Source organism: Pseudoduganella sp. GW821-FHT05F09 (assembly GCF_059419605.1).
Genome location: NZ_JBWKSD010000003.1, coordinates 123,459 through 142,489, shown reverse-complemented (window position 1 = coordinate 142,489; position 19,031 = coordinate 123,459). Strand labels below are relative to the sequence as shown.

Genomic DNA, 19,031 nt, shown 5'->3' with positions numbered 1-19,031 from the left:
TTTCGTAACGCCGGAGTGATATCCCGCATGGAGGAATGCAAGCCCAACAAACCGGTTTTAATCGAATCGCCCAACTAAGGAGGCGACGTTTTCGGTGTGGACCGCTCGGCCAACCGGGCGAGCAGGCGCGCCGCGACCCGCGCAGTGCGTCCATCCGTATCCACACCGGGGTTGAGCTCGGCGATATCGGCCACGCGCAACTTGCCGCTGGCGGCCACCATGTCCACGATTTGTTCCACTACGGAAAGTTCCACGCCGTGCGGCGCCGGCGCGCTCACGCCGGGGGCGACCCCGGCGGGCAAGACGTCGAGGCAGATGGTGAAGTAAACGTGATCGACTCCCGACAGGAAGGCGGCGACGGCCGCCTGCACGGCGTCCCATTTCACGGCCAGCATCTCCTCGTCCAGCAGCCAGCGCACGCCAAGGGAACGCGCGCGATCAAACAGGGCCTGGGTGTTGGCGAATTCATTAACGCCCAGACAACAGTAATGGAAGGGCCAGCCGCGCGCGCCGCACTCCTCCGCTATCTGGCGGAAGGGCGTGCCGGAACTGGCCCGTTCAGCCATGCGCAGGTCGAAATGGGCATCGAGGTTGATGATGCCGATACGGGGCACCGCCGTGCCATGCGCGAGATGGCGCGCCAAGCCGCCAAAGGAGGCGAAAGCAATCTCATGCCCGCCCCCCATGGCCAGCGGCAGCATGCCGCGCGCCAGCAAGGCGGCGATCTGTCCTGACAATGTTTGCTGGGCCTGTTCCAGGCCGTCGCTGGCCTCCCCGGCATGGCAAGTCACATCCCCGGCATCAACAATGTTGCGGCAGCGGTGCACCGGCATGTTGCCGAGCATCGCGCGGATCGCCGCCGGCCCAGCCCTGGCACCGGTGCGGCCGTGGTTCCTGGCCACGCCGGCGTCGCAGGCAAAACCGATCAGAGCGACTCCGCCAGCGCTGCTCCGCTCCAATGGCCGTACAATCTGATGCCAGCGCAGGCCGGCATCGCCTTCGCCGTCGACGCGGCCATGCCAGCGGCGCATATCGGCAGCGTCATGCATCGTCTGTCCTCACGCGCCGCGCAGGCCTGCGAACAGCGCTTGGCAACCGTTGTGCAAACCGCCCTCCAGCACCAGCTGTTTGGCCGCCTCAATATCCGGTGCGAACAGGCGGTCCTTGTCATACATCGCCACCTGCTGACGCACACGCTGGTGCACGTCCATCAGCGGCGCCGACGTCTTTAGCGGGCTGTGGAAATCGACGCCCTGGGCCGCCGCCAGCAACTCGATGCCGATGACGGTCGCGGTGTTATGCGCCATTTCATGCAAGCGGCGGCCGGCAAAGGTGGCCATGCTGACATGGTCCTCCTGGTTGGCCGAGGTTGGCAGGCTGTCGACGCTGGCCGGGTGCGCCAGGGACTTGTTCTCCGACGCGAGCGCCGCTGCGGTGACATGGGCAATCATGAAACCCGAATTGATGCCCGGCTCCTTGACCAGGAACGGCGGCAAGCCCGACATCGTGGCGTCGATCAGTAGAGCGATGCGGCGCTCCGACAGTGCCCCGATTTCGGCTATCGCCAAGGCCAGGGTATCGGCAGCAAAAGCCACCGGCTCGGCGTGGAAATTACCTCCCGAAATGACGTCGCCGTCGCCGGAGTAGATCAGCGGATTGTCTGTGACGGCGTTGGCTTCGATCAATAGCGTGCGCGTCGCGTTGGCAATCAGATCGGCGCAAGCACCCATCACCTGCGGCTGGCAACGCAGGCAATACGGGTCTTGCACGCGATCGTCGTTCTCCAGGTGCGAGCGGCGGATCTCACTGCCGGCCAGCAGTTCCCGGTAAATCTTGGCGATGGCGATCTGCCCCGGCTGGCCACGCACCGCGTGCACCCGCGGGTCGAACGGCGCGTCGCTGCCCTTGGCGGCATCGACCGACAGCGCGCCGGCGACGGTCGCCGCCGCCAGCAGGCGCTCGGCCAGGAACAGGCCGTTCAAGGTCAGGGCGGTGGACACCTGCGTGCCGTTGATCAGCGCCAGGCCTTCCTTCGCCGCAAGGACCACCGGCTTGATGCCCGCCATCTCGAGCGCCTGCAGCGCCGTCATGATCTGGCCGTTCATTCGGACATTGCCCACGCCCATCAGCGCCAGGGTCATATGCGACAGTGGCGCCAGGTCGCCCGACGCACCCACCGAGCCCTTGCACGGGATGCACGGCATGATGCCGGCATTGTAGTGGGCCAGCATGGCGTCGATGACTTCGGCCCGGATGCCGGAATAGCCCCGGGCCAGGCTGTTGATTTTGGTGGCGATGATCAGGCGCGCCACATCGTCGGCGATCAGCTCGCCTGTGCCGACTGAGTGCGACAAGATCAGATTGCGTTGTAGTTGCTCCAGCTGCTCATTCGGGATATGGGTCTTGGCCAGCAAACCGAAGCCGGTATTGATGCCGTAAGCCGGCGCGCCCTTTTCCACGATGCGCCGCACGGCTGCGGCCGAGGCGTGCACGGACGCATAATCGGCCGCAGCCAATTGCAGTTTGAGGTTGCCCTGCCAGATCTTGCGCAGATCGGCCAAGGTGAGTTTTCCCGCTTGAATAGTCAATGTCGTCATGATGTTCCTCCAGTTGATGTGTGGCGGGCCGCGCCGCGCAGCTTTGCTTGGCGCGCAGCGGCCCGCCCGGGCGCGTCGGCGTCCGGTTTGCTTGGTACTGCTCTTGTAAGGGTGCTTGAGGTGCCCGGGGAGGGCGATGCTCAGGCAGGGCTTGAAATCATGGGCAGCCGCAGGCCGTTGCGCTGCGCACACGCGACCGCTGCCTCATAGCCGGCATCCGCGTGCCGCATCACGCCGCTGCCGCAGTCGTTGACCAGCACGCGGGCCAGCCGCTTGGCGGCGGCCTCCGTGCCATCAGCAACGATCACCACGCCCGAGTGCTGCGAATACCCCATGCCCACGCCACCGCCATGGTGCAGCGACACCCAGGTGGCGCCGCCGGCCGTGTTCAGCAGCGCATTCAGCAACGGCCAGTCGGACACTGCGTCGGTGCCGTCCTTCATGCTTTCCGTTTCGCGGTTGGGGCTGGCCACCGAGCCAGTGTCCAGGTGGTCGCGGCCAATGACGACCGGCCCCTTCAACTCGCCGTTCTTGACCATGTCATTAAACGCCAAGCCAGCAATATGGCGCTCGCCCAGACCGAGCCAGCAGATGCGCGCCGGCAGCCCCTGGAACGCGATGCGGTCGCGCGCCATATCCAGCCAGTTGTGCACGTGCTGGTTGCCAGGGAAAAGTTCCTTGATCTTGGCGTCCGTCTTGAAAATATCCTCCGGCTCGCCGGACAAGGCCACCCAGCGGAACGGCCCCTTACCTTCGCAGAACAACGGGCGGATGTAGGCGGGCACAAAACCGGGGAAATCGAAGGCATTGCGCACCCCCTGGTCGAACGCGACTTGACGGATATTGTTGCCGTAGTCGACAGTCGGAATGCCCATCGCGTGGAAGTCGAGCATGGCCTGCACGTGCACCGCGCACGCCTTGGCCGCTGCGGCCGTCAGTTGCGCGTGCTGCTCCGGCGCTTGCTGCGCAGCCTTCCATTGCGCGACGGTCCAGCCGACCGGGAGATAGCCGTGGATCAGGTCATGCGCCGAGGTCTGGTCGGTCACCAGGTCGGGCCGGATGCCGCCCGCTTGCGCGCGCCTGACCAGTTCCGGCAGCAATTCCGCCGCATTGCCCAGCAACGCGATCGAGACAGCCTCTTTGCGCGCAGTGTGGTGCTGGATCAGCGTCAGCGCGTCGTCGATGTCCTTGGCCTGCTTGTCGATGTAGCGGGTGCGCAGGCGGAAATCGATGCTGCTTTGCTGGCACTCGATGTTCAGCGACACCGCGCCGGCCAAGGTGGCCGCCAGCGGCTGGGCGCCGCCCATGCCGCCCAAGCCGGCTGTCAGTATCCAGCGGCCAGCCCAGTCATTGTTGAAATGCTGACGGCCAGCCTCGACGAAGGTCTCGTATGTGCCCTGCACGATGCCCTGGCTGCCGATGTAGATCCAGCTGCCGGCGGTCATCTGGCCATACATGAACAGGCCGGCCCGGTCGAGTTCATTGAAGTGTTCCCAGTTGGCCCATGCCGGCACCAGATTGGAATTGGCCAGCAGCACGCGCGGCGCATCGGCATGGGTCTGGAAGACGCCGACCGGTTTGCCGGACTGGATCAGCAAGGTCTCATCATCGTTCAATTCCTTCAATGAAGCGAGAATCTGGTCATAGCAGTCCCAGTTGCGCGCCGCGCGGCCAATGCCGCCATACACGACCAGATTCTGCGGGTCCTCGGCGACCTCCGGATCAAGGTTATTCTGGATCATGCGGTAAGCCGCTTCGGTCAGCCAGCTCTTGCAGACCTTGTCGCCGCCGCGCGGCGCGCGAATGATACGGGTCGGATCGTAGGTGGGACTCGGGGATGTGGACATGGGAAATTCTCCTTTGTAGGCGTGGCGCTGTTTTATGTGGATGCGATGCGGGCAGGGTTTCCCGTGCTCAGCTTCGTACTCGTCCGGCGTTGCCGAAAAACCGTTCCACGATGTACAGCAGCAGGACGGAGACCGCGATAAGCACGGTCGACATGGCCGCGATGAACGGCTCGTATTCATACTGCAAGTAGGCGCGCAGTTGCAGCGGCAAAGTGGTCCAGTCGCTGCCGGCGAGGAAAACCGACACCGTGTAATTGTTCCAGGACAGGATGAAGGTCAACACGAAGGACGGCACGATGCTGTTCTTCAACAGCGGCAGCGTCACCCGCAGCAGCGCCTGGCGCGGCGTGGCCCCCACCACCATGGCCGCTTCCTCCAGGCTGCGGTCGAAGCCGGCCAATTGCGCCACCACGTTGCGCACCGGGTAGGGCATGGTCACCACCATGTGGGCGCCGACCAGGATGGCCAGATTGGACATCCAGCCCATCATCATGGTCAGCTGGAACAGCGCCAGCGCGATGATCACGGCCGGGAAGAACAAAGGCGACAGCAGCAGGCTCTGAATCAGCCCGCGCCCCCGTCCCTGGTAGTGCTGCAGCCCGACCGCCGCCAGCGCACCGAAGCCGGTGGACAGCACGGCCGTGAGCAGTGCCACCACGGTGCTGGACCACATGGCGGACAAGAAGTCCGGCTTGTCCAGAATGGCGGCGTACCAGCGCAAGGTGAAGCCCTGCGGCGGAAACACCATGGCGACCGGATTGAACGACACCGCGACCAGGATCGCGAGCGGCAGCAGCAGGAAGCCGAAGAACAGCAGGCCGCTCGCCGCCCAGACTGCCTTGCCAAGTGAAAATTTCATGATAGTTTGCTCCGTATACTCAGGCGCCACGCGCGCCCATTGCGCCCCGCGCCACCGACTTCACGAGGTACTGGTAAATCCCCAGGATGGCCAAGGTCACTATCAACAACACCATGCCTATGGTGGCGGCAAACGGCAGATTGTTGCCGACCGTCGCGACCTCATACGCCTCGACGCTCATGAAGTGGATCCGTCCTCCGCCCAGCAGAATCGGGACCACGAACGACTCCATGTTCAAGCCCAATGCCAGGATGCTGCCGGCCATCACGCCAGGCGCACTGAGTGGCAGCGTGACCCGCAGGAAGGCGCCCAAGGGATTGGCGCCGACCGTCAGCGCGGCATGCTCCAGATCGCGCGGGATCGACTTCAGCACGCCATGCAGGGCAATGACGACGAATGGGACCGACACCTGGATCATGCCCACCAGCACGGCGGTCTCATTGAACAGCAGTTGCACGGGTTGCTTGCTCACGCCCAGCCAGATCAAGAACTGGTTGACAGGACCGTCGCGCGCCAGCAGCACCATCAAGCTCAGGGTGCGCACCACCAGGTTGACCCACAGCGGACACATCACCAGAAACAGCAGCGTGGACTGCCACTTCAGCGGCGCCCGCGTGATGACCAGCGCACCGACATAGCCGATAAGCACAGCTGCGACGGTCGCCACCAGCGCCAGGCGCACGGTACGCCACAGCAGGTCCTGCAAATAAAAGCTATCGCCGAGAAAGCGGCCGTAGTTGGCCAGCGTCATGCCGGCTTGCTGCGCACCATCGACGGCTTGCGGCGTGAAGCTGAGCATCAGGCACCAGGCCAGCGGCAAGGCGAAGAACGCCAGGAAAAACAACAGCGCCGGCGACAGCAGCAAGGGCGCGGCGTGGCCAAAGACAGATCGTGATTTGCTCATGACGGCTATCCCTTAAGGCAACAGGCGGGCAACAAAGCGCAGTCCGGCAGTGTCGCCGATACCGAACGTCTTGACGTCGCCGCCGGTAGTGACACGGATCAGCGCGTCGCCAAAGCGGACCAGGTAATCCTTGGTCGCACCGAAGAACATGATTTGCTCGACGGTGCCCTGCGCCACCGCTTCGTTCGGCGGCGTCAACGCAATCCACTCCGGCCGCACAAATGCCACCGCGCGGGCGCCCTCGCGCGAGCCGGCGCTGGCCTCGACCGGGATACGCCCGGTGGCGCCGGTATGCAGCATCAATTGATCGCCGTGCCGTTCCAGTGCGCCGTCGAAGAAGGTGGTCTCGCCGACGAAGCGGGCGATGTAGGACGACGCGGGATGGTTGTAGATGCGCTCGGGGGTGTCGATCTGTTCAATTACGCCCTTGTTCATCACCACGATGCGGTCGGACAGCGACATCGCCTCTTCCTGGTCGTGCGTCACAAAGATGGTGGTCAGCTTCAATTTGTGCTGCAAGGCTTTCAGTTCAACCTGCATGTCCTGGCGTAAATTCTTGTCCAGTGCGCTGAGCGGCTCGTCCAGCAGCAGGATTTGAGGTTCCAGCACAATCGCGCGCGCCACGGCGACCCGCTGTTGCTGCCCGCCCGACAGTTGGCTCGGCATGCGGTCAGCCAGCGCTTCCAACTGCACCATGCGCAACGCCTCCAGCGCGCGCGCTATGCGCTCCTGCTTGCCGACGCCATGCAGTTCCAGGCCCATCGACACGTTGCGCAGCACCGAGAGGTGGGGCCAGAGTGCGAAGTTCTGGAAGACAAAGCCGATTTGCCGCTTCCACACCGGCTGATGGGTGACGACCTCGCCGGCGATCTGGATTTCCCCCCGGCTGGGCTGTTCCAGGCCAGCGATAATCCTGAGCAAAGTGCTCTTCCCGCAACCGCTCGGCCCCAGTATGGAGAGGAACTCTCCGTCCCGCACCGACAGGCTGACGTCGTTCAGCACGCTCGTGCCTTCGAAGTCCTTGCTGACGTTTGCTACATTCAATCTACTTTGCATCCCCATCACTTCCCCCCTGCATTCAATAAAACGAACCGCGCCCAACGTTCAGCGGGACACTTCCTTGCTCCAGCGCGCCCGCCATGCGTCAAGCTTGGGCGTGATCTTCTTCCAGTCGGCCATTTGCAGCGCATTCACCATCTCCGCGCTGTAGGGGACCGTGTCCGGGATGTCCTTGGGGTCCAGGTCGGCGCGCGCCGGCGTGTAGCCCAGGTCTTTGGGATATTGCAGTTGCGAAGCCTTGCCCAGCAGATGGTTGACGAACTTCATCGCCAGTTCCGTATTGGGCCGCCCCTTGACCACGTGCACCGTCGAAACCAGCGCAATGGCGCCCTCCTTGGGTACCACGAACTTCAGTTCGACGCCCTTCTGGCGTGCCCAATCGACGCGGCCGCGCAGCCAGCGCGCCATCACGACTTCATTGGCGCGAAACAGTTCGAGCAACTGCGGATGCTGGTTGTAGAACACCGTCACATTGCTGCCCAGCTCCGCCATCTTCTTGAATCCCGTATCAATCTGGTCTTCGCTACCGCCGTTGAGCTTGGCAAACAACACCATCAGTTCCACGTTGGCGTCGTCGAAGCCGGCCGTGGTCACGCGGCCCTTGAATTCCGGCCGCAGCAAGTCGTTCCAGGAGGTCGGCGCCGTCGGCACCGCCGCCGGGTTGTAGGCAATGCCGTACTGCCCGAAGTTGGTGGCGACGCCGTACTCGGAGATGCGGGCGCGCGGGAACACAGCGGCCAAGTTCGGCACCAGCGCCGGATCGAGCTTCTCGAACAGCCCCTGCGCTTCGCCACGCGAGGCCCAGGCCAGATCGGCATGGATCACATCCACCTCGCGCGCCTTGGCCTTGCCGATGCCGTCGGCGCCGGACGCCGGGATGAAGCGCACCTTGACATTGTTGGCGGCTTCGAAAGTGGCGATATTTTTGCGCAGGGCATCGGTGTAGGCACCGCCGTAGGCGGCAACCACCAACTCTTTGGGCTGGGCATGCGCCGACAATGCGAACACGGCAAGCGCTACCAGGGCAAACAATCGTTGTTTCATCACATCTCCTCCTTGTTGGTTTTTTAACGCGGCCGCCGTGGCGGCCGCCTTACTTCCCAGCATGTCCGCGCCGCTTTAGGCCGGGAGCGCCTCGCGGCCGGTGATTGCGGCGATCGCCGCCACCTCGTCCGGGGTGCGATGCGGGAACGCGACGCCCAGGTTCCAAGGGAAGATGAAGTGGATCCAGCGGTGCATGCGGATGACGTAGGTCATCATCGCGCCGGTCAGTTCCACATACTCCTCCTTGGTCTTCAGCGTGTCCATCGAGTCGGCGTAGGCTTGGCCGATCTCGTGCATATTGGTCAGCCCCAGGTCGGTCATGAACTCGAACGCGTTAAAGGTGCCAACCAGGAATTCACGCGTCATGCGCACCAGCGTCGGCAATTCCATATCCTGGTACTGCGCGACTTTCAGGAAACGGTACATGACGTCGGCGCCGGTCAGCATCAGATAGGCTTCCAGGTGCACCAGCACGCTGAACGACTGCGAACCGCTGCCGGCGCCGCTGTCGATCACGCCCCAGCGTATCTTTTGGATTTCCACCGGCTCCTTCAGCCAGACGCGCTCGATCTGACGCTCGATCTCTTGCTTGGCCTCGCGCCAATCGCCGCTAAATTTCTTAAATTCGCTCATTGCGTGACCCTCCGAACAGTGATTTCAACCAAACTCTTACGCGGCTGCGACACGGTCTCGTCCCAGACGACCTGGCCCAGCTGTTGCAGCAGCGGCAGATCCTCGTCCAGCACCTGGGCAAACTTGTTGACTAGGGCGCTTTCGGTGATGGCGCCGTAGGTCAGGCAGATGGTCTGGCCAGGCGCGTACAGGTAGACCGCTCCCGGCGAACGCTTGACCATGTTGTTCTTGCCTACATGCACAATGCGGGTCGGGATCCAGATTGCTTCGCCCGAGATGACCACGTGGCCCAGTACGCTATTCAATGGCAGTTGCTTCAACACCTGCTCCACAACATCCGGGTTTTCATTGACCATCAGCCTGGCGCGGAAGCGCAAGCCGGACTTGGGAGCAGAGAACTCCAGTAATTCGATGTTATCCATATATATCAACATGCCTTTCGTTAATTAGAAACAAGTTTTTCAGGCAAGCCCCCCCCGGCGTTGCCCATTGCTTCGGGTGGTAAAAGAGTGGGCGGCTTAGAACGTCACCCGCAGGCCGGCGATTACGCCGGACTGACGCTGGCCCGGGGCGGCGGTCAGCGTGGTGCCGGCTGCGGCCGCGACATTGGCCGAGGCGGTGCGGCCGGACAGCTGCAGGCCCGATCCGAACAGGTTGCCCCCGTTCTCGTCACGCACCACGCCGACATAGGTGGTCAGGTATTTGTTCAGGGTATGGGTGTACGCCACGGTCAGCGCGTGCGCATCAGTCGCCACGGTGCCGGTGGCGCCTGCGCGGCGGCCCTTGCCGAACGCGTAGATCGCCACCGCATGGCCTTTGGCGCCGACCGGCACGTCGAGCCCCAGACTGCCGAACTTGTTGGCCAAGGAGCTGGAATTCGGGCGCACGCTCTGGTAGGCGGACAACACCTTCACCACCGTAAAGTCGTAGCTGCCGCCCACGCCCCACTCCTTCTTGCCGTCCTTGAGCGACGCCGCGCCGGCCGTGGCGCAAGCCACAACCGCGCTGGATGAATTGGCACACAGGCCGTCGCTGTTGCTCAGGCCCCGGTACACGGCGCCCAGCGACAGCGGCCCCTGGTCATAGTCGGCAGCGACGATGAAAACGTTTTGCTTGTGGTTGATGGCGGTCGCGTCATCCAGGCTCAGATTGCTCTGGCCAGCAGAGCTGTTGGCGAATGCGTAAGCGGTCTTGAACGTGAAGCCGCCGAGCTTCGGGGAGATATAGGTGATCGCGTCGTTGATGCGGTCGGCCGTATTGATGCCGGCCCCGGCCGCCAGCGCGAACTGGTAGATAGGATCGAGAGCGCCGCTCAAGGCGTCATATTTGAAGGCCCAGTCATACGCCGGCGACTGCAAACGGCCAGCGATCACCGTACCGAAGCCGCCACTCAAGCCGACGTAGGATTTGCGCGTCTTCTCGAGGCCGTTGGTGACCGAGCTCCGGTAACTGCCCGACGGATCGACGAAAGTCTGATCGAGCCGGGTGGGCCCCAACTCCAGCACGAACAGACCTTTGTAGCCGTCGCCGAACGGCATATCGCCCGCCACGCCGAGGCGCGACGCCGTCAAGCCGCCGGTCAGCAGGCCGCTGAATTTTTGAGAGGCCGGCGTGGCCACCTTGCTCGCCGTATTGGTCGAAACCAATTTTCCGCTCAGATTGCCGTAGCCGATGTCCAACACACCGTACAACTTGAACGACGCGTCCCCCACCTTCATTTGCAGCCCCTCGGACTGCGCCATGGCCTTGCCGGCCATGGCGGTCTGTGCAATCGCGAATGCCGCGATAATCAATTTCGTCTTCATTCCCCATTCTCCTCTAGTGAATCGTGACCTCTGATGCCTGCCGCTCGGCCTGCCCAGCGCATTTCCATCCGGCCCGGCCCGCCATTTTTTTGCTGCGGATTTGCTCGGCGCCTGATCACAATGTATTGAATATTTCATTCCAAGTCAACATGTATGAAATTATTCTTACGAAGGGTTGCGCTTTTTCCCACCCCATTTTGCGCGCCCCCTCCAAGGGGAGGGATTGCCGGTGCGGAAAAGAAAATCGCCCCGAAAAATGCGGGGCGATTCGTTGGAAATGCGCAACGCCAGGACGGCGGAGGCGGAGGCGGAGGGGGATGGGAGGCGGGGTGCGGCGGCGGAAACGACACAGCCTGCGCTTAGCTGCGCTCAAACACCTTGCGTTGCGAGGACGAGTAATCGCACTGCTCAAGGCGCTCCTCGGAGTCAGGCAAGGCGTCGCACATGGCGTCCAGCAGGATCGCCATCAGCACGGCGGCGGTGGCGCAAGAGTCGAATACCAATCCTGAATGCAAACTGCCGGTCAACGTCAGATCCGCGCCGGTCTTCTGGTATTGAAAGGTGGTGTCCGCGACCACCACCACCTTCAGGCCCAAATCTTTGGCCTGCTTGATCGCATTGATGGTCTCGCGCGGATACAGTGGCAACGCGAAGGCAAGCAAGCAGCTGGCGCCGGCTTGCCGGGCCTGCTCGAGCTGGTCGACCAACATCGAGCCGCCGTTGGTAATGGGCCGCACATCCCGATGCACTTTCGCGGCATAGTAGGCGAACTGCTGCGCCAGCCCAACCGATGCGCGCAGTCCCAGCACCGCGAGCGGGGTGGATGCCGCCAGCAATTTGCCGATCGCCTGGATCTGGTCCTGATTGTCAAAGCTGCGCGCCAGGGCGGCGATGTTCGCCGCCTCAGCGGCGATGGCATCCGCGTACTTGTTCGGCATTTCGGGCGCGAGCGCGGCGCCGTTGTCCTGCTTTGAAAGGGAGCGGAAATAGTTGCGCATCTCCGTAAAGCCCTTGAATCCCAATGCCGTGGCGAACCGTGTCATGGAAGGCTGGCTGACATGCGCCAGATTGGCCAGCTCCATGCTCGACATGAAGCCCACCTCGGCGCCGCGGCTGACAAGTATCTGCACCACGCGGCGATGGGCGGGCGTCAAGCGCTTACCCTTCAGCAGTTGCTCCAATTGGATTGCACCGTGTGCTCCGTCAACCAGATCTAGCGAGTTCATGTGCACTCCATCTTGACAGGATACCAATCAACTTGAATCATAACTTCGGATACTTTCGTCAGGTTGCAATAGAATTTCAATGTTGCAGGACGACTGAGGCAGGGTCTGCAAGACCACGGCATTTTGACAGAATCTTACTGCAAGCCGTAATTCCTCCGTGTTGCGATGCAACCAAAAGCCTGGAACAGGCTAAAATGGCGGCTCTTTCAAGGAAGAGACACATGCCGCGAACCTGGAGACCCTCTGTAACCGTTGCCGCCGTCATCGAGCGCGATGGCAAATTCCTATTGATCGAGGAGGAGACCAGCGATGGCATACGGCTGAACCAGCCCGCGGGCCACCTGGATCCGTTTGAATCGCTGGAGCAGGCCGTGGTGCGCGAAGTGCTGGAGGAAACCGCCTACGATTTCACGCCGACCGGACTGGTCGGCATGTATATGTCGCGCTACCGTTCGGCACGCACCGGCGAGGCGGTGCAGTACCTGCGCTTCGCCTTTTGCGGCGTGGCCGGCGCCCTGCACGAAGGCCGTCCGCTGGACGACGGCATCCTGCGCACCATGTGGCTCACGCGCGACGAAATTGCCGCCTGCGCGGAGCGCCACCGCAGTCCTTTGCTGCTCACCTGCGTGGACGAGTACCTGGCGGGCAAACGCGCGCCTTTGGAGCTATTGCACACACATGACTCCGTGTTCGGCGAAGTTTAAGCGAAGTTATAAGAAGTTTGACGGAAATCAAGAATGAGTAAGAAAAAAGTCGTGATCGGCATGTCGGGCGGGGTGGACTCCTCGGTCGCGGCGTGGATGCTCAAGGAACAAGGCTACGAGGTGATCGGCCTGTTCATGAAGAACTGGGAGGATGACGACGACTCCGAATACTGCTCCACCCGCCAGGACTGGATAGACGCGGCCAGCGTGGCCGACGTGGTCGGCGTGGACATCGAGGCCGTCAACTTCGCCGCCGAATACAAGGACCGCGTGTTCGCCGAGTTCCTGCGCGAATACCAGGCCGGCCGCACGCCCAATCCGGACGTGTTGTGCAACGCCGAGATCAAGTTCAAGGCCTTCCTCGACCACGCCATGCACCTGGGCGCGGACCTGATCGCCACCGGCCACTATGCGCGCGTGCGCCAGAACACGGAGCACGGCCGCTTCGAGCTGCTGAAGGCCTTCGACCACACCAAGGACCAGAGCTATTTCCTGCACCGCCTGAACCAGGCGCAGTTGTCGAAGACGCTGTTCCCGCTGGGCGAAATCCCGAAAACCGAAGTGCGCAAAATCGCGGAGAAGCTGCAGCTGCCGAACGCCGCCAAGAAGGACTCGACCGGCATCTGCTTCATCGGCGAGCGCCCGTTCCGCGAGTTCCTGGGCCGCTACCTGCAGCACAAGCCGGGTCCGATGAAAACGCCGGACGGCAAGGTGGTGGGCGAGCACGTGGGCCTGTCCTTCTACACGCTGGGCCAGCGCAAGGGCATCGGCATCGGCGGCGTGAAGACCTACCAGAACGCCGACGGCTCCAGCGACGCGTGGTATGTGGCGCGCAAGGACATCGAGAGCAATACGCTGTGGGTGGTGCAGGGACACGACCATCCGTGGCTGCTGTCGTCCGCGCTGACGGCGGACCAGGCCAGCTGGATCGCGGGCGTGGCGCCCGAGGCGGGCCGCATCTCGGCCAAGACCCGCTACCGCCAGGCCGACGTGCCGTGCGACGTGGCGGCCGACGGCGCGCTCAACTTCTCGCTGGGCTTCCCGGACGCGCAGTGGGCGGTCACGCCCGGCCAGTCGGCCGTGCTGTACGACGGCGACGTGTGCCTGGGCGGCGGCATCATCGCCGCCTCGACCTTCGAGTAAATCAGGCCTCGCCGGCGCCGTTTTCGGGCGCGCCGTTCTGGTCCGCCAGCGCTTTCTGCTGGCGCTTCACCATGGCGATCACGGTGTTGCGGATGGTGTTGAGCACCGTGCCGGCGTTGAAGGGCTTGACGATAAAGCCGTTCACGCCCATGGCGTGGGCCTTCTGCACCGTGGCCGCATCGAACTCGCTCGACACCATGAAGATCAGCGACTTCGGCCAGCCCTTGCGCAGCTCGGCCACGGAGGCCTCGTCGGCGTCGAACACGTCGCGCGCAATGCAGACCAGCTGCGGCTGGTACTTCACCATCAGCGCGATGGCGCTGGCGCCGGTATGGCCCTGGCCCACCACGTCGTAGCCGCCGTCGAGCAGCACCGTATTCAGCAAGCCGCGCGCCACCGCACTGGTGTCGACTATCACAGCTTTTAACATCTCTCACCCCACTTGTTTTATCTTTACGCGGATTCCCAGGCCAGCATGTTCCAGCTCACGCCGACCCGCACATCCGTCTTCAACTGCACCAACTGACGAGAAAGATACAGCATCTCGCGCTCTTTTCGTAAGGTTTCCCCCAGCGTGTCCTTGAGGATGCCGGCGCCGGCCATGATGGCGTCCAGATTGCCGTATGTGCGCAACAATTTGGCCGCCGTCTTCAGGCCCACCTTGGACACGCCGGGAATGCTGTCGGTGGCGTCGCCCATCAGCGCCAGCAGGTCCGGCAGCTGCTCGGGCGGCACGCCCCATTTCTTCTCGCACCAGGCATGGTCGTGCCACTCGCTCTTGAAATGGTCCCACACCAGCGCGCCCTGGGCAACCAGGCAATGCAGGTCCTTGTCGGTGGTGGCCACCACGGCCGCGCCGCGGTCCTCGGCCAGCCAGCGCAGCACCACGGTGCCGATCACGTCGTCCGCCTCCACATCCGGCAGGCTGACCACGCGCAGGCCGAAGCGGGCCAGGCTCTGGTAGAACTCCGGCAGCGCCTCGCGCAGCACGCCGGGCATGGGCGCGCGGCCCTCGCGGTAGCCGGCGTAGAGCTGGTGGCGCCAGGTGGGGCCGCCGAAGTCGAAGGCCGGCAGCACGTGCGTGGGCTGGTGGTCGGTGATCAGGTTGCGGAACGAGGACAGCGCATGGCGCAGCGCGATTTCGGCCTTCAGGTCCGAATCGGGTTCGGGGCTGGCTTCATACACGCGGCGCACAATGTTCAAGCCGTCGATGGCGAGGAGTCTACCCATGGAAAATCTGCTTGTGCTTCGATCCGGTATTTTAGCCTACCGGGATGATGACTTGGTTTACCTCAATCCTTGGAAGGCTATCGCTTGCAGCAAACCGCAGCCGGCCTAAAATGACCGTAAGGAGTTTGCGATGACTATCCATATTTCCAAGACTGAATTTCTAGCGCACACACAGCAATTGCTTCAGAAAATTGCAACGTCCGGTGAAAGCGCATTTGTTCTCGACGAAGGCCGTATGATTGCTGAGTTGCGTCCACACATACCGCCGCGCGCGGACAAGGTCACCGGACCAGCAGGGACAGCTGTCCTCTACTCCGCAGACGACATCGTATCGCCGCTGGAACCGGATGGCTACGAGCCGTTCATATGATCCTGCTCGATACGCACACGCTGGTTTGGTGGCAGGAGCATAGCCGCAGATTATCCGACACCGCCAGACGGGCTATCGAGCACGAACTTCGCGACGGGCAGATAACAGTTTCCGCTTTCTCCTGCTGGGAAATTGCCATCGCGGTCGCTGCCGTTCAGCTTCCCGGGAATATGCACAAAGATCCTTCCGACCGCATCATCGTTGCCACCGCAAGATGGCTGGGTGCACCGCTCATTAGTGCGGACTTGCAGCTACAGGCATACCAGCACGTGACAACCATTTGGTAAATTAATCAGCGCAGCAGCTCGTAAGGGCCGCCCTTTTCCAGCGCGCGCTGGTAGGCCGGACGGGCGTGGATGCGTTCCAGGAAGGCCATCAGGCGGGGGCGGCTGCGCGCCAGGCCGCCGCGCGCGGCGGCCGCTTCGAGCGGGAAGCTCATCTGCACGTCGGCCGCGCTGAACTCGGCGCCGGCGAACCATTCGGTCTTGCCCAGCTCCCCTTCCAGGTAGTCCAGGTGGCGCTCGATCTGCGGCAGGATGTAGCTGCCCTTGACCTTGGCCGCGATGGCCTTGGCGATGGGCTTGACGAAGAACGGCGCCGGGCCGCTCTCGACCCGGTCGAACACCAGCTTCATCAGCAGCGGCGCCATGGCCGAGCCTTCGGCGTAGTGCAGGAAATAAGTCCAGCGCCGCTTGTCGGCGGTGCCGGCGGCCGGCACCAGCCTGCCGTTGCCGTACTTCTCCACCAGGTATTCGATGATGGCGCCAGACTCGGCCACCGTGGCGTCGCCGTCGGTGATGACGGGCGACTTGCCCAGCGGGTGGATGGCGCTCAGCTCCGGCGGCGCCAGCATGGTCTTGGCGTCGCGCTGGTAGCGCACGATCTGGTACTCCAGTCCCAGTTCCTCGAGCAGCCACAGCACGCGCTGCGAACGTGAATTGTTCAGGTGGTGGACCACGATCATAACGCTACCCTCATACAGTGCCCGGGCATGGCCCGCAATCCGCCAGCTTAGCATTTCCGCCATCTTCCCGGGGCAAGCGCTTCCCAGTGCGAATAGTAATGGAAATGGGAATGATAACAATTCTCGTTTACATAATCGCCATCCGTTGCTATCATCCTGCTCGATCTTTACAAACTTTTACCGAGAAGACACACCATGGCAATCAAAAGCCGCAAGCACGCAACCCCAGCTTTCACTCCCATGAACACGCTCCTGGCCGCCATGCTGCTGCCGATGGCCGCCACCGGCGCCGCCCACGCGGCCGACGCCCCGCCTGCCGCCGCAGCGGCAGCGGCGCCCGCCACGCTGCAGGAAGTGCGCGTGGAAGGCGCGAAAGAGAACGACTTCAAGGCTGACCGCGCCGCCTCCCCCAAGTACAGCGAACTGCTGGTGAACACGCCGCAGACCATCACCGTCATCAAGCGCGAGCTGATCGAGCAGCAAGGCGCCGCCACGCTGACCGAGGCGCTGGCCAACACCCCGGGCGTGGGCGCCTTCTTCCTGGGCGAGAACGGCAACACCAACACCGGCGACGCCATCTTCATGCGCGGCTTCGACGCCTCCAGCAGCATCTATGTGGACGGCGTGCGCGACATGGGCTCGATCTCGCGCGACGTGTTCAACGTTGAACAGATCGACATCCTGAAAGGCCCGGCCGGCACCGACAGCGGCCGCGGCGCACCGACCGGCTCGATCAACCTGAGCTCCAAGCAGGCCCACATGCAGGACGCCTACTCGGGCCGGGTGACCTTCGGCAGCGCCGAACAGAAACGCGCCACCGCCGACGTGAACCAGGTGATCAGCGCGGAAAAAGGCATCGCCTTCCGCTTCAACGCGCTGGCGCAGGACAGCGGCAAGCCGGGCCGCGACGTGGTCAAGAACAAGCGCTGGGCCATTGCGCCGACCGTCGCCTTCGGCATCGGCAGTCCCACCCGTTTGACGCTGAGCTATCTGCACGTGGACCAGGACAACGTGCCCGACGGCGGCGTGCCCACCATCGGCCTGCCCGGCTACACCAGCCCCGGCAGCGCCGCCGCACCGCGCCCTGAACTGAACACCGCCGCCATGGTCAATCCCAAAGGCTTCTACGGCTCCAGCAGCGACTACGACAAGGTGAAAGCCGACATGGCCACCGTGCGCGTGGACCACGACTTCTCGCCCACCGTCAAGCTGCAGAACACCTCGCGCTTCGGCAAGACCGACCAGGACTACCTGCTGACCGCCTTCATGGGCACCGCCGCCAACCTGGTCACGCGCGCCAACAACAACACCGGCGCCGTGCTGGACCCGTCGGCCTGGCTGCTGAAACGCACCACGCGCACCATCAAGGACCAGCGCAACGAAATCCTGACCAACCAGACCAACCTGAGCGCCGAATTCGACGCCGCCGGCATGAAGCACACCGCCATCGCCGGCCTGGAATTCACCAACGAAAAGCAAGTCAGCTACAGCTACCTGGCCGCCAGCCTGGGCACCCTGGCCGACACCCCGCTGTACAACCCTGACTCGTCGATCAAACCGGTGGGCCTGAACCCGGTGCGCAACGGCGCCTACACCGACGGCAGCACCAACACCCAGAGCCTGTACCTGTTCGACACGGCCAAGCTGGGCGAGCAGTGGATGTTCAGCGGCGGCATCCGCGCCGACCACTACCGCACCACCTACAACTCGGTGGCACTGTCGACCGCCGCCGCCAATCCGACCCTGCCGGTAGGCACGCTGGTGCCGACCAACCTGGCGCTGTCGGACACCCTGGTGAACGGCAAACTGTCGGCGCTGTACAAGCCGACCCCGGACAGCAGCGTGTACGCCACCGTGGCCACGTCCAAGCAGCCGCCGGGCGGTTCCAACTTCTCGCTGTCGGCCAGCGCCAGCAGCGCCGCCAATCCGAAGTTCGACCCGCAGGAAACCACCACCCAGGAAATCGGCGGCAAGTGGGACCTGCTGAAACAGAAACTGGCCCTGACCGGCGCCATCTACCGCACCACCGTGAAGAACGAGGTTGAGCAGGACCCGATCGACCTGCAGTACTACCAGACCGGCAAGAAGCGCGTGGAAGGCGTGGAGATCGGCGTGACCGGCGAGCTGGCCAAGAACTGGCTGGTCAGCGCAGGCTACGCCCACATGAAGACCGAAGTCCTGGCCGGCAAGACCATCACCGCCAACGGCCAGAACCAGCTGACCTACACGCCCAAGGATTCCTTCACCGCGTGGACCTCGTACACGCTGCCGTTCGGCCTGAAAGTGGGCGGCGGCCTGCGCTACTCCGGCAAGCTGCTGCGCGGCACCGACGGCGCGGTCGGCACGCCGGCCTACGCCGACGGCTACTGGGTGGCCAACGCCATGGCGGCCTACACCGTCAACAAGAACGTGGACCTGCAGCTGAACGTGAACAACATCACCGGCGAAGAATACGTCGCGGCGATCAACAAGTCCGGCTACCGCTACACGCCGGGCGTGCCGCGCTCGGCCAGCCTGACCGCCAACATCCGTTTCTAAGCTTGGCAAGCCACACCCCTTAGCACCTCCCTACGGCCTCCCTCGCGGGAGGCAATGTGTGCCCGCCACCGGCCTCTCCCCAGAGCCCCGGTGGCGTTTTTTTTGCTT

At 63.3% G+C, this 19,031-nt stretch carries 19 protein-coding genes; 5 read left to right on the top strand and 14 right to left on the bottom strand.

Translation table 11 applies throughout. The features are described 5' to 3' along the window. Positions 1–74: 74 nt before the first annotated feature. The 11 genes from hutG to AC07S4_RS10385 form a co-directional block, all read right to left on the bottom strand. The gene (hutG, locus tag AC07S4_RS10435) at positions 75–1,049 is read right to left on the bottom strand and encodes a formimidoylglutamase (RefSeq protein WP_494986579.1); all 975 of its coding nucleotides are present in this window, start codon (positions 1,047–1,049) and stop codon (positions 75–77) included. 9 nt (positions 1,050–1,058) lie between these two features. Next, complete coding sequence (gene hutH / locus AC07S4_RS10430) at positions 1,059–2,597, bottom strand: histidine ammonia-lyase (protein ID WP_494986578.1); 1,539 nt, start codon at positions 2,595–2,597, stop codon at positions 1,059–1,061. A 140-nt stretch (positions 2,598–2,737) separates the two neighbouring features. Beyond that, complete coding sequence (hutU, locus tag AC07S4_RS10425; RefSeq protein WP_494986577.1) at positions 2,738–4,444, bottom strand: urocanate hydratase; 1,707 nt, start codon at positions 4,442–4,444, stop codon at positions 2,738–2,740. Positions 4,445–4,511: 67 nt separating this feature from the next. Continuing rightward, the gene (locus AC07S4_RS10420) at positions 4,512–5,303 is read right to left on the bottom strand and encodes an ABC transporter permease (protein ID WP_494986576.1); all 792 of its coding nucleotides are present in this window, start codon (positions 5,301–5,303) and stop codon (positions 4,512–4,514) included. A 19-nt stretch (positions 5,304–5,322) separates the two neighbouring features. Further along, complete coding sequence (locus AC07S4_RS10415; RefSeq protein WP_494986575.1) at positions 5,323–6,207, bottom strand: ABC transporter permease; 885 nt, start codon at positions 6,205–6,207, stop codon at positions 5,323–5,325. Positions 6,208–6,219: 12 nt separating this feature from the next. Next, positions 6,220–7,251, bottom strand: a complete 1,032-nt coding sequence (locus AC07S4_RS10410) for an ABC transporter ATP-binding protein (RefSeq protein ID WP_494986574.1) — start codon at positions 7,249–7,251, stop codon at positions 6,220–6,222. A gap of 60 nt (positions 7,252–7,311) precedes the next feature. Next, positions 7,312–8,310: an ABC transporter substrate-binding protein gene (locus AC07S4_RS10405; protein ID WP_494986573.1), complete on the bottom strand. Its 999-nt coding sequence runs from the start codon at positions 8,308–8,310 to the stop codon at positions 7,312–7,314. A gap of 75 nt (positions 8,311–8,385) precedes the next feature. Further along, positions 8,386–8,943, bottom strand: a complete 558-nt coding sequence (locus tag AC07S4_RS10400; RefSeq protein WP_494986572.1) for a cucumopine synthase-related protein — start codon at positions 8,941–8,943, stop codon at positions 8,386–8,388. Continuing rightward, on the bottom strand, positions 8,940–9,365 hold the full coding sequence (locus AC07S4_RS10395) for a hypothetical protein (RefSeq protein WP_494986571.1): 426 nt from the start codon (positions 9,363–9,365) through the stop codon (positions 8,940–8,942). Before AC07S4_RS10395 ends, AC07S4_RS10400 begins: the two co-directional genes overlap by 4 nt. Before the next feature lie 96 nt (positions 9,366–9,461). Next, positions 9,462–10,748, bottom strand: a complete 1,287-nt coding sequence (locus AC07S4_RS10390; RefSeq protein WP_494986570.1) for a porin — start codon at positions 10,746–10,748, stop codon at positions 9,462–9,464. Positions 10,749–11,107: 359 nt separating this feature from the next. Next, on the bottom strand, positions 11,108–11,974 hold the full coding sequence (locus AC07S4_RS10385; protein WP_494986569.1) for a MurR/RpiR family transcriptional regulator: 867 nt from the start codon (positions 11,972–11,974) through the stop codon (positions 11,108–11,110). A gap of 221 nt (positions 11,975–12,195) precedes the next feature. On the opposite strand from AC07S4_RS10385, the gene AC07S4_RS10380 reads away from it, so the two are divergent. Together AC07S4_RS10380 and mnmA are read left to right on the top strand one after the other, a co-directional pair. Next, positions 12,196–12,678, top strand: a complete 483-nt coding sequence (locus AC07S4_RS10380) for an NUDIX hydrolase (protein ID WP_161070999.1) — start codon at positions 12,196–12,198, stop codon at positions 12,676–12,678. Between the two features lie 33 nt (positions 12,679–12,711). Continuing rightward, a complete protein-coding gene (gene mnmA / locus AC07S4_RS10375; RefSeq protein WP_494986568.1) occupies positions 12,712–13,821 on the top strand; it encodes a tRNA 2-thiouridine(34) synthase MnmA in 1,110 nt (369 codons plus the stop codon). Position 13,822: 1 nt separating this feature from the next. Here mnmA and AC07S4_RS10370 read toward each other — a convergent pair whose 3' ends face one another. Next, entirely contained in the window at positions 13,823–14,251 is a 429-nt protein-coding gene (locus tag AC07S4_RS10370) for an ANTAR domain-containing response regulator (RefSeq protein WP_494986567.1), read from the bottom strand. A gap of 23 nt (positions 14,252–14,274) precedes the next feature. Beyond that, on the bottom strand, positions 14,275–15,051 hold the full coding sequence (locus tag AC07S4_RS10365; RefSeq protein ID WP_494986566.1) for a 5'-3' exonuclease: 777 nt from the start codon (positions 15,049–15,051) through the stop codon (positions 14,275–14,277). A 130-nt stretch (positions 15,052–15,181) separates the two neighbouring features. On the opposite strand from AC07S4_RS10365, the gene AC07S4_RS10360 reads away from it, so the two are divergent. Beyond that, the gene (locus AC07S4_RS10360) at positions 15,182–15,421 is read left to right on the top strand and encodes a hypothetical protein (RefSeq protein WP_494986565.1); all 240 of its coding nucleotides are present in this window, start codon (positions 15,182–15,184) and stop codon (positions 15,419–15,421) included. Continuing rightward, a complete protein-coding gene (locus AC07S4_RS10355) occupies positions 15,418–15,708 on the top strand; it encodes a type II toxin-antitoxin system VapC family toxin (RefSeq protein WP_494986564.1) in 291 nt (96 codons plus the stop codon). The genes AC07S4_RS10360 and AC07S4_RS10355 overlap by 4 nt, the downstream gene beginning before the upstream one ends. A gap of 5 nt (positions 15,709–15,713) precedes the next feature. Here AC07S4_RS10355 and AC07S4_RS10350 read toward each other — a convergent pair whose 3' ends face one another. After that, on the bottom strand, positions 15,714–16,385 hold the full coding sequence (locus AC07S4_RS10350; RefSeq protein ID WP_494986563.1) for a glutathione S-transferase: 672 nt from the start codon (positions 16,383–16,385) through the stop codon (positions 15,714–15,716). Between the two features lie 195 nt (positions 16,386–16,580). Between AC07S4_RS10350 and AC07S4_RS10345 the strand changes: the two genes are divergently transcribed. Continuing rightward, a complete protein-coding gene (locus AC07S4_RS10345; protein WP_494986562.1) occupies positions 16,581–18,923 on the top strand; it encodes a catecholate siderophore receptor Fiu in 2,343 nt (780 codons plus the stop codon). Positions 18,924–19,031: the final 108 nt, after the last annotated feature.